This is a genomic window from Peribacillus deserti, assembly GCF_016909175.1.
GTDB classification, from domain to species: Bacteria; Bacillota; Bacilli; order Bacillales; family DSM-1321; genus Paraperibacillus; species Paraperibacillus deserti.
Window position 1 is genome coordinate 194,066 of record NZ_JAFBFI010000007.1, and the last position, 11,010, is coordinate 205,075.

11 protein-coding genes are annotated in these 11,010 nt (G+C 39.4%); all 11 read right to left on the reverse strand.

What is annotated here, in order from left to right:
- Positions 1–779: 779 nt before the first annotated feature.
- The 11 genes from rpsA to JOC77_RS10050 all read right to left on the reverse strand — a co-directional run bounded on the left by rpsA (position 780) and on the right by JOC77_RS10050 (position 10,663).
- The gene (gene rpsA / locus JOC77_RS10000; RefSeq protein WP_204542556.1) at positions 780–1,919 is read right to left on the reverse strand and encodes a 30S ribosomal protein S1; all 1,140 of its coding nucleotides are present in this window, start codon (positions 1,917–1,919) and stop codon (positions 780–782) included.
- 245 nt (positions 1,920–2,164) lie between these two features.
- Positions 2,165–2,746, reverse strand: a complete 582-nt coding sequence (locus JOC77_RS10005) for a 1-acyl-sn-glycerol-3-phosphate acyltransferase (RefSeq protein WP_204542558.1) — start codon at positions 2,744–2,746, stop codon at positions 2,165–2,167.
- Between the two features lie 4 nt (positions 2,747–2,750).
- Positions 2,751–3,422: a (d)CMP kinase gene (gene cmk / locus JOC77_RS10010; RefSeq protein WP_204542561.1), complete on the reverse strand. Its 672-nt coding sequence runs from the start codon at positions 3,420–3,422 to the stop codon at positions 2,751–2,753.
- Between the two features lie 182 nt (positions 3,423–3,604).
- Positions 3,605–3,796, reverse strand: a complete 192-nt coding sequence (locus JOC77_RS10015) for a DUF5359 family protein (RefSeq protein WP_204542564.1) — start codon at positions 3,794–3,796, stop codon at positions 3,605–3,607.
- Positions 3,797–3,872: 76 nt separating this feature from the next.
- Positions 3,873–4,526 carry a flagellar brake protein gene (locus tag JOC77_RS10020; protein ID WP_204542578.1) on the reverse strand — a complete coding sequence of 218 codons (654 nt, stop codon included), beginning with the start codon at positions 4,524–4,526 and terminating at the stop codon, positions 3,873–3,875.
- Between the two features lie 172 nt (positions 4,527–4,698).
- Positions 4,699–6,051: a germination protein YpeB gene (ypeB, locus tag JOC77_RS10025; RefSeq protein WP_204542586.1), complete on the reverse strand. Its 1,353-nt coding sequence runs from the start codon at positions 6,049–6,051 to the stop codon at positions 4,699–4,701.
- Between the two features lie 12 nt (positions 6,052–6,063).
- Complete coding sequence (gene sleB / locus JOC77_RS10030; RefSeq protein ID WP_204542647.1) at positions 6,064–6,888, reverse strand: spore cortex-lytic enzyme; 825 nt, start codon at positions 6,886–6,888, stop codon at positions 6,064–6,066.
- A gap of 163 nt (positions 6,889–7,051) precedes the next feature.
- Positions 7,052–7,717, reverse strand: coding sequence for a glutamic-type intramembrane protease PrsW (prsW, locus tag JOC77_RS10035; RefSeq protein WP_204542594.1), 666 nt, complete (start codon positions 7,715–7,717; stop codon positions 7,052–7,054).
- 102 nt (positions 7,718–7,819) lie between these two features.
- The gene (locus JOC77_RS10040; protein WP_204542596.1) at positions 7,820–8,782 is read right to left on the reverse strand and encodes an asparaginase; all 963 of its coding nucleotides are present in this window, start codon (positions 8,780–8,782) and stop codon (positions 7,820–7,822) included.
- 297 nt (positions 8,783–9,079) lie between these two features.
- The gene (locus JOC77_RS10045) at positions 9,080–10,048 is read right to left on the reverse strand and encodes a YpdA family putative bacillithiol disulfide reductase (protein WP_204542598.1); all 969 of its coding nucleotides are present in this window, start codon (positions 10,046–10,048) and stop codon (positions 9,080–9,082) included.
- 471 nt (positions 10,049–10,519) lie between these two features.
- Positions 10,520–10,663, reverse strand: coding sequence for a hypothetical protein (locus JOC77_RS10050; protein ID WP_204542600.1), 144 nt, complete (start codon positions 10,661–10,663; stop codon positions 10,520–10,522).
- Positions 10,664–11,010: the final 347 nt, after the last annotated feature.

The following is an 11,010-nucleotide window of genomic DNA, read 5'->3' on the forward strand; positions in this document are numbered from 1 at the left end:
GATGGATCATAGCAGATTTATTGGTAATCTATAAATGGATGGCGGGGGGTACTGTAATAAGTAAAAGAAGGGGGTTTACCTGAGGATAGAGGCTTGATAAACATAGTCAATGTGTATTAGTTTAATGCAGGAACTATAGATACATATCTTGCCGTATGCTGGTGCAGTTTAGTAGTGGTATAAAAGGGCCAGCGGGTACCGCATATGTTTTAGGTGAATAAGGGGCTGCACATAAATGTTAGATTCAAAAAGATGCAGGGGGTGCTCTTATTTATGTGGCTATCCAAAGGTTATATGTGGCTGAGCATAATTTCAAGGGGCTTGCGGCCGCGCGCAAGCTTAAGGAATTAAACAGTAGTTATAATAGTTCAGCATTCTTTCTTACACTTAAGCATACAACTTAATATTTCAGCGAAAAAATATACACTTTAGCATAGAATCTTATTTCTTAAGCATAAACCTTTAAAACTTAATCATAAACTTCGATTTTTCAAGCATAAACCAAAACCCACGTCTCCAGAATCATCAAAAATAGCTATTTCTGTCTCCATATAGTAATAAATAATCCGTGCAAGCACTCTTTCATTAAAAATCATAATATAATAAGCCAATTTTGATAATTATTTGTGTTTTTTATACTGCTGCTGGTTTACATCAAGTCTATATACCTGTTATTCAAGCATTGATTCCGCTTAACCCAAAATAACGATCCTCCAGCAGACGATCCGCTCCCAGAAGTTACAAAAAATCGGCAAGCAGATATCTGCTCGCCGATTTTTTTATTTTCCTAGATTTTTTAATTTGTCGCCGATCATTTCTCCAAGCTGGAATCCTTTTGATTCCTCAGGTAAATCATAGTCCGTTATTTCTTCATATTCTTTTTCCTGAAGATCTTTAATGCTTAATGAAAGACGCTGGTCATTTTCGTTTACATCGAGAACTCTTACCTGAACTTTTTGGCCCTCTTGAAGAACTTCATGAGGAGTTCCGATATGTTTATGAGAGATTTGCGAAATATGAACAAGTCCTTCTACTCCTGGAAGTACTTCTATGAAGGCTCCATAAGATACAAGGCGTCGAACGGTTCCGTCAAGCACAGACCCAGGCTGTGCTTTCTCTGAAACCTGTTCCCATGGCCCCGGCAGAGTCTCCTTAATAGATAAGGAAATTCTTTCACTATCTCTATCCACAGACAATACTTTCACCTGAACTTTGTCGCCTTCTTTAACCACATCTGAAGGCTTTTCAACATGTTCATGTGATAATTGAGATATATGAACTAATCCATCAATCCCGCCAATATCTACGAAAGCACCGAAATCTGTTAATCTTTGAACCGTTCCTTCCAGCACTTGTTCAGGATGGATGGCTTCTAATAGTTCTTGTTTCTTTTGTCCTTTTTCGTCCTGGACTACAGCTCGGTGTGAAAGTATGATTCTATTTTTTTCTTTGTCCAGCTCTACGATTTTAAAAGAAAGAGATTTTCCTTTATAATCAGAGAAATCTTCCACAAAGTAATCTTCTACAAGAGAAGCTGGAACAAAACCGCGCACACCTAGATCTACTACGAGTCCGCCTTTCACTACATCTTTTACTTCTGATTCGAACACTTCCTGCGCCTCGAATTTTCTCTCTAGTTCATCCCAGGCTTTAAGGGCATCCACTTTCCTCTTAGAAAGAATTAATGCCTCTTCCTCAACCTTTAATACTTCAAGCTCCAGCTCATCGCCTTCATTCACAACATCTGATGCCTTTTCTACATGAAGGCTGGACAATTCGCTGATCGGTAAGATACCGTCCGTTTTGCTGTTTTTAACATCAATAATCACTTGTTTTTCTTCCACTTTTGTTACGGTGCCTGTAACCCTGTCACCAGTCTCGTAGTTGTTTACTTCGATTTCATTCATTTCTTCTGACATATGTACTCCTCCTTAACGCATGACTGCTCTTCCTCGAGAATTTATAAGCTCAATATAGACGAGCGGAAAATCAGAAAATATTATCTATTGAAATATTCCCGATAGTTCGCTTGAGCAAACTAAAATATGAAAAGTATTTTGGTTTTTTTAAAATTCTTCAGGTTAAGCTGTAGTAGAACATAATCAAAATTGACCCCTTTTTTAATAAATTCTTACAAATCAGATTTTTTGTCAAGCAATCTGATTTATTTATATTGGGATATTAAATGTTTAATGCTTTCCATGATGATTTCAGTAGCTTCATCTGCAGAAACACGCCGCTCTCGCAGACTCGTAAAATCAATGGGTTTTCCGTAAACAACTTTGAGTTTTTTGAATGGCTTATATGGTCCTATGATGGCACAGGGAACAATATAGGCGTTGGAGCGCAAGGCAAAAAAGCCCGCACCAGCCAAGCCTTTTCCAAGCTCGCCTGTTTTGCTGCGGGTTCCCTCAGGAAACAGCCCTACTACTTTTTCTTCTTTTAAAAGGGATAAACCTTTGCGCAGTGCTTCCCTGTCACTCATTCCTCGTTTAACAGGGAAGGCATTCACATTCGGTAAAATGCTTTTTAAGACTGGTGCATTGAAAAGCTCTTCCTTCGCCATAAAATGTACAGGCCTTGGAGCGGTCATACCTACAACCGGAGGATCTAAATTATCAATGTGGTTAGAACAAATCAACACGCCCCCATCAGCGGGGAAGTTTTCTTTACCAATTATTTCAACTCGATATAAAGGGGTAAGAAGGATCTTTACAAGTCCTTTTCCAAATGCATAAAGGTTCACTCTATTAGTTCCTTTCTTTAATTAACTTCATGATTTCGCCGGCTACCTGCTTAATATTCAATGAAGTTGTGTCTATTTCGATTGCATCATCCGCTTTTTGAAGGGGGGCAATTTCTCTTTCCGAGTCAAGCTTATCCCTTAGAGCAATCTCTTCTTTTAAATTCTCCAGATCGGAAGGAAAACCTTTTGAGAGATTTTCTTTATGCCGTCTTTCTGCTCTTTCATCCACCGAGGCAATCAGAAACACCTTGATTTCAGCATTCGGGAGAACATAAGTGCCGATATCCCTGCCGTCCATGACCACACCGCCATTTTCGCCAAGTTTTTGCTGTCTCCTTACCATTTCCTCCCGCACTCCTCGGTGCTTCGAGGCAGCCGATACAGAAGATGTGACCTGGCTTGTCCGTATGACCTCTGACACGTCATGTCCGTCAAGAAATACTAATTGTCCCTTGTCACCAGGTATAAGGGCAATATCGGTGCTAAGCAATAAGTCGAGCAGTCCATTTTCGTCGTTTACATCAACATCATTTTTAAGAGCTTTGTAAGTTAGAGCGCGATACATCGCGCCAGTATCCACATATATATAAGATAAGTTTTCAGCGATAATTTTAGCAACAGTGCTTTTTCCAGCTGCTGCTGGGCCATCTATTGCAATCGATAATTTGTTTTCCATAATTCCTCCTATGAACCTTGACCAATGATGTGTTTATTAATACGTATAGTTACCTTTTCTATTTTACCATAAAGTGATATTTTATTATGTATTAATCCTGCCGTCCAGCCTTATTCAGTTTACACATGTAAAAGGCTGACTCCCACATTCAAGATCTGTGCAGCCAGCCGTTTTATGCGTATTCACTCTCTAAACTTCCATTGATTTAAGGCATCCAGTACTTTTCCATAATTATTTTCATTTACACCTTCATATTTAGCCATTTTTTTAAGTTCTAGGAATGAATCCTCTCTATGAAAGAAAACCTGAAAAAAAAGCAGGAAAACGAACTGAATCATAATCAATTTTATTAATATCTCTTCAAACCGTTTCATATCATTCTCTCCTTGTACTGATTACTAGACAGTATAAGGAAATATAAGTAAATTATTCACATCGTAAGCAATTATTTCAGAGACCTTTCTTTTTCATCTCAAGCTGCCGTTCAAAACAATATCGTATAATATACTGTCTTTCACTAGCGGTTAAGCCGGTAAATTGAATAGAGGCATTTCTTGTGCCTGCTTTAGTCTCATTTATTCTAATCATTATACTATTAATTTTTAAATACTGTATTTCACCCGACTTCATATCCAATGCCAGCCATATCACGATCGGAGTGGAGGGTTCAATGTATACTCCACGCGGCAGTGCCAGGCATAACCCTCCGGCGCTTATGTCTAAAGTAACCGCAGTAAAGGGGCGGAAATCAAAGTTCAAAGGATGGACGGCTACATCCAGTGCCGCTTCAATACGGACATACTGCCTTCGCTGTATCTTTATGTAGTCTTCATTTCCAGGGCATTGAAGCTGAATCATGGGGATATTGGACAATTTTCTGCCGAGAACTTCCGTATCAAATAAATACACATTATTATCTTTCCCTACAAAGCTTCCTTTCAGCTGGCTGCCATCTAAGAGAAACACCGTTTTTCTTGTTGCCAAATTTACGGGATAATCAATAAATAAACTATTATCCTGCATCTCTACAACCATTGCCTGGTATTTTTCCGGATGCATAGAATACTTTGGTTCAAATGTCAGGGTATCGCCTAATTTTATCATCTATGTTCACACTTCCGAATTAAGATATAAGTCTTACAATTAAGGTAAAATCTTACTATTATTATCTCACGGCTAAAAGGAAATGCGCAAGGACAATCGGCCGTTACAGGATCAGACAATATAAAAAAAAAATCTCTGTTCAAGATGAACAGAGATTTTTTAGACTAGCGGATTATACCATTTGCTCATATATAGGTTCTGCATTTTGCAGTTTTTCTACTTTTTCTTCCTGTCCTGTTTTTGCATTGATAAAAATTCTGTAGGTATCTTCACCAATCACTCCCAAAAATTCCCGGCACAGGACTTCCTCTCCCATATCGTTTGTGATATATGCTAGACGGTCTTCCATAATTTGAACCTTCGGACTGATGTTTTCCTTAGCTTTTTCTACTGACAGAGCGGCTTTCTCTATTTTCCTGTCCTTATGTCCCTTGAGATAATCATCTGCAGAAAAACCAACCACTTTCCCATTGTCCAGTGCAATTTTCACCCGGATGGAATCGGGATAGATTCTTACGCCATTGATATTGGTAACAAAGTTAAATACACCGGTATTATTATATTGGGCACTTTCATATAATTCGAGTGATGAAAATCCGTTTTCTTTCAAAAATTTAGCAGCTGAATTAGAAGCTTCATTCAAGCTGATCCGGCTGTCTTTAACATCTCTAGTATTGATCAGCCAGATAGGATATCCGCCTTTTTTGGTAATATCCATATTGACTTGATTTTTCGTGTTGTTATCGCTTAAACTGACACTGTAAAATTCAAAGTCTGACCCTTTTCCATTCGACTCTACTTTAGTCTTTACCGCTCCCTGTATCCCTGTATACTTTTTAGCAATAGCTGCTGCTTCTTCTTTGCTGATTTTTTTGCCTTTAATGTGATTAAAGTTGTTTTCTCTTTTATTCATACTCGTAAAGGAAGGATCGAAATCCGATTTTTCAGAGTACCCGACAGATTTATTTTCTACTGTTTTAAATCCATCAATAATCGTGTTATCTGCGTTCTCCTTGCCAGACGCCAGCGCAAGCTCCACATCCATCCACCGCAGATTATGCTTAAGCACTAAATACTGCACTTTCCTTAACTCATTTTGAATTTCATTAGACTGCTTATATAAACCTTGGAGATTTTTATATTCCTTATCTGTCAATGGTTCTTTTTCAAGGTCTCGTACTGCAGCTTTATAACTGAAGCTCCCAATGTTGGATAAAAACTCTTCTGTCTTATTAAAAGCCATAAGACTTAATGGCAGCTGCCCGACATCCATATTAGCTTCTGAAGAAATTCTCCAAACATCTGCCAATGCGGGTGATAGAGATTTTCTTGAATTCATGGCCAAGGATGTACCGATCTTATCGTGAAGAAGGTCTACCTGATAAGAAAGATCATGAAAGGCCCTCTGGTAGTTGTTTTCAGAGTTCACGAGTATCGCATTTTTCTCCTGATGCTCCTGATAGCCCCAGTATCCAGTCCCTACAATTGCTAACGCCAGGACAACTATTATTATATTTCTTATCATTGTTATTCACCTCTATTCGCAAAAAATATGCTTGCCAATTTGTTTAATCTGCGGCCTTGTCCAGATCCACTTGCTGGTTGCTGTCTCCGGATTAAAATAATATAAAGCATTTCCTGTTGGGTCCCACCCGTTAATGGCATCAATAACGGCTTCTTTTGCACGTTCATTCGGAGTGAGCCATATCTGTCCGTCAGCTACAGCAGTAAAGGCACCTGGCTCAAAAATAACACCGGAAATTGAATGAGGGAAAACAGGACTTTCCAGCCGATTTAATATGACTGCAGCAACTGCCACCTGTCCAATATATGGTTCACCGCGTGCTTCGCCGTACACTGCATTAGCCAGCAGCTGAATTTCATTCTGGGAAAAGCCAGCTGGAGAATTGGTTGCTGCCGTATTAACCTTTTTGCCTGGACTCTTAGCAGCCGGTTTTTTCGCAGTACCTCGTTTTGTTTTAATTTGTTTCTCAATAGGTGTTCCGCCGTAATAAGTGAATTCATTTCCCTTACGAATCTGTTCATGGACAAAAGCTCGATTAAAGTTTGAGGCATCAGCAAGCTTATTCTTTGTCGTTGTACCTGCCAGCCCATCTATGGGCAGCCCGTACGCCTCTTGAAAATTTCTCAGCGCCCAATAGGTGCTCCATCCAAAGACTCCATCTATCCTGCCTTTGTAGTAGCCTATATTTTGAAGCCTCGCCTGAAGCTCAATAACATCATCGCCAACTGCCCCCCTCTGGATTATCTGTTTTGTAAAGGCCTCCGCACTGCTGCCCCCAGAAATGACGGCGAAGGAAACAAGGAAGATGAATAAGCCTTTTTTTATTTTTGCAGCCATTCCTTTCACCCATAACACTCCTTCTGTTCTTGTTTTACCAATACACCTATTTTCTTCATATTCATTTCATTTATTCCTTTTAGTTTTTTCATAGGCTTCTTTTCTGCAAAAAAAAATCTCACCCCTCAGTTAACTGAAAGAGTGAGATCATAAGTTTTATTCTTTAAAGCATTTGCGAAGCATGAATATCTGACAGCACTCGTGCCATTTTTGCTTTCTTCAGCCCATACCACCATAAGAAAGCCATAAAAGGCAGCATCCAATATCCCCAGTATTCCTGAGTCAGAAGGATAAAATCATATGTTCCATGAAGCAAATATGGCACAGCAAAGGCAAGAAAGATGTATTTGTGTTTATTTTTATCTGTGAACTTTCCTTTACCAAAGTAATATCCCATGATGACTCCGAATAAAGCATGGCTTGATACAGGAAGAAGTGCGCGTCCAATAGCCTGATCAACACCATTTCCTATCAAATAAAAAATGTTTTCTAATGTCGCAAAGCCTAACGATACTGCCGCACCATATACAATACCATCGTATGGCTCATCAAATTCTACATGATTATAAATAACATAAAATAAAATAAACCATTTAAAGAATTCCTCAATTAACCCAGCAGATAAAAAAGCGGTTCCGAAATGGTTCATAATAATATTTTCTGCTTTTAATATATACTCTAGAAACATTATGGGGAGTACCAGGACAGCCCCAAAAATAAATGCCTTAGAAACTACAGATAATGGCTCTGTTCCATAATAATCTTTTAAATAGAAGAAGCTGAGAAGAGCCAATCCCGGCGCAAATCCAGCAGCTAATATGACCAGCATAGGCTGACCTCATTTCAACATTTTAGATTAATCGTAACATGATTACCTTTAAATTGAAAACAAAAATGAAGCTGAATCCCATAAAGAAGAGGAAGCTTCAGATTAGAATAATGACTGTTCCACTTTATCATAGCTAGCCCACAAAACAGCCAGTTTGATCCGCGCTTTCTTACTATCGTAATCTTCTCCTAAAATAACGCCTCTCTGCAGAAGGTCGTAAGCGCTGCCCTTGTACCCGTAAGCAGGATATACTTTTCCTTCCTCTGCACTTGTTGTCATGACAAGCGTGATATTCTGATCAATGGCATGCTGAATGGACTGCACCATTTCAGGTGTTACCTGGCCTCTGCCAACACCTTCTAAAACGATCCCCTTTGCATCAGCAGAAGCGGCCGCATCAATAAAAAGCCCATCAGCCCCTGTATAGCATTTTACGATATCTACTCTTGGAAGCTTCCTTTTTAATTGATGAAATTCGGTACTTACAGGTTTTTGGTACACATTCACCACGTCATTATCAATAATCCCCAAATAGCCGTATCCAAAGGACTCAAATCCCTGCAAATTGGAAGCATGAACTTTTTTGACATATCTAGCCGAATAAATCCGCTCATTAAAAACGACTACAACGCCGACTTGATGGAGTTTCTGGCTAGCAGCCGCATATATAGAATTTCTTAGATTCGAATATACATCTGTCCCTACTTCCTGAGGCGAACGCTGAGAACCGGTTACCACAATCGGCCTGTGGTCATTTATGGTCAAATCCAAAAAGTAGGCCGTTTCCTCTAAAGAGTCGGTTCCATGAGTGACTACAACTCCTGCCACATTCTCATCCAAAAGTTCGGCCTCGATTGCTTCCTTAACCTTTAGCATTGAATCAAAATTCATATGCATAGACGGAATCTGGAACAGATCCACGATTTTAATTTCAAAATCTTCCGGAATCTGGCAGAGTGCAGCTAATTCTTCCCCGCTCAGTACACCGGAATTCAGCAGACCTTTAGCCATTTCTTTACTGGCGATCGTGCCGCCTGTCGTAATAATGGAAATTTTATGATACATCTGAACAACACCCCTACCATAGCATACTAAAATTTCAAATATGTATATATAAAAAATACAGGTCTTTTGTAATTTATCCCCGCTTATGGATGATATAACGCTATAAAAAAATGCGGATTAAAACAGCTGTTTTTTTCGAAAAAAACTTTAAAGTATTATGGATTAGCCAAATATTACTTAAGATTTGTCCTGAAATCAGCCGAAAGGTTTATATCTGGATCCCTTTGCGGCTGTATTTCAGATCTTAGAGCTTTAAAGGTTTGCGGCCGCCTGCTTTTCTTATAAACAAAAAAGGACCTAATCTTTCTGTTCAGTAATATGTGAAGCGATCAGACCGCCATGAAACCGGCCATTTTCTATGAAAATTTCATTTGCGTTATTACCGGCTGCAATCACTCCGGCAATATATATTCCCGGGACATTGGTTTCCATTGTTTCCGGGTTATGAACCGGTCTTCCTGTTTGGGTATCTATATCAATGCCAATAGCTTTCAAAAAACTGTGATCAGGGTGATAGCCTGTCATGGCAAAGACAAAATCATTTTGTATGGTTTTAGATTTACCCTCCACTTCGTACTCCACAAATCCTTCTGTTATGTTCCTAACCTGTGCCTTGAATTCCATTGCAATCGTTCCGTTTCGCACTAAAGCATCAAACTCAGGCAAGATCCACGGTTTTACACTTTTAGAATATTCCTGCCCTCTATATAAGACAGTCACTCTTGCTCCCGCATTTGCTAACTCAAGTGCAGCATCTACACTTGAGTTCTTCCCGCCTATCACAACTACATCCATATCGAAGAATTCGTGTGCTTCTTTAAAGTAATGAAATACCTTATCCAGCTCTTCTCCAGGGATGTTCATATAATTTGGATTATCATAATAACCGGTAGCCATGATCACATAGGGAGTCTTATATTCTCCTCGTGATGTTTTCAATACAAATGTACCATCGTTTTGCTTTTCTAAGATTTCAGCTTTTTCAAAAGGGTGAATACGCAGATTTTTTCTTTTTACAACCTCTCTATAGTAAGACAGAGCCTGGCTGCGTACCGGTTTTCTTCCTTCAATAATAAAAGCTACATCTCCAATTTCCAGTTTCTCACTTGAACTAAAAAAAGTTTGGTGAGTGGGATAGTTATAAATAGAATTAACTATATTTCCCTTTTCAATAATCAATGGATTTTTGCCTATTTCTTTAAGAGCAATTGCAGCAGCCAAGCCGCAGGGACCGCCTCCAATTATAATTGCATCTTCTATCTGCATGAGTGGCACTCCTCTTTATTCAATGTATTATATACATAATGTTAATTCACTTATGTTTCACACTTCAATTTCTCCTATACAATCATAGAAGATTTTTTTTAATGTTTCAATGAACAGCCCTCAGCAATTTATTAGTCTGGTAATAACGTGCTTTTGCAGGATTATTAAGGTTGGTTGCAGGATTTTTGGTATTTTTGCAGGATAAATGAATTTTATGCAGGATTTTTTAGACTTTTGCAGGATAGTTGAATTTTATGCAGGATTCCTGGTTTTGGACCGCCGTTCGTCTATGCCCTGTGGTCGCATAGGTGCGACTTACTTCTGTCTTCGCTATCGTTTGCCAGTCAGCAAGTCTACAATATCAGGTGTCTGCTTTTAATTAGTCAGTGAGAAAATTAAAAAAGGCTAAGCCATTTAGCGCTTAACCTTCTGCATTACATATTGTTTAGAAAAGCATCGTTCTCCGCTTTTCTATCTGTCCAGCTCCGAACTGACACCTTCGGTCGTAAGCCAATCGCCATCAAAAGGCAAAGGCGGCCTTTCGCTGCCGCTCGTCTTACGCCTGTCAGGTGTCTGCTTTTCAATAGTTGGTGAAAAGATAAAGAAGCTAAGCAATAAGCATATATTCCTTTAAAGAGAATAGAGCAGAAAAGCACCGTTCTCCGCTTTTCTTGTTGTCCCGCTCCAAGCTGAGACCCTCGAGACATAAGCCAATCGCCATCAAAAGGCAAGAGCGGCCTTTCGCTGCCGCTCGTCTTATGCTTTTCGGGTCTCTGCCTTCCAATTAAAATTGCCTTTGTATCCGTATCAGCCACATTGTTCATGTAATAAGCGGTGCCTGGAAGGCACCGCTTTACGCTTTTATGTTGTCCAGCTCCGAACTGACACCTTCGGTCGTAAGCCAATCGCCATCAAAAGGCAAAGGCGGCCTTTCGCTGCCGCTCGTCTTACGCCTGTCAGGT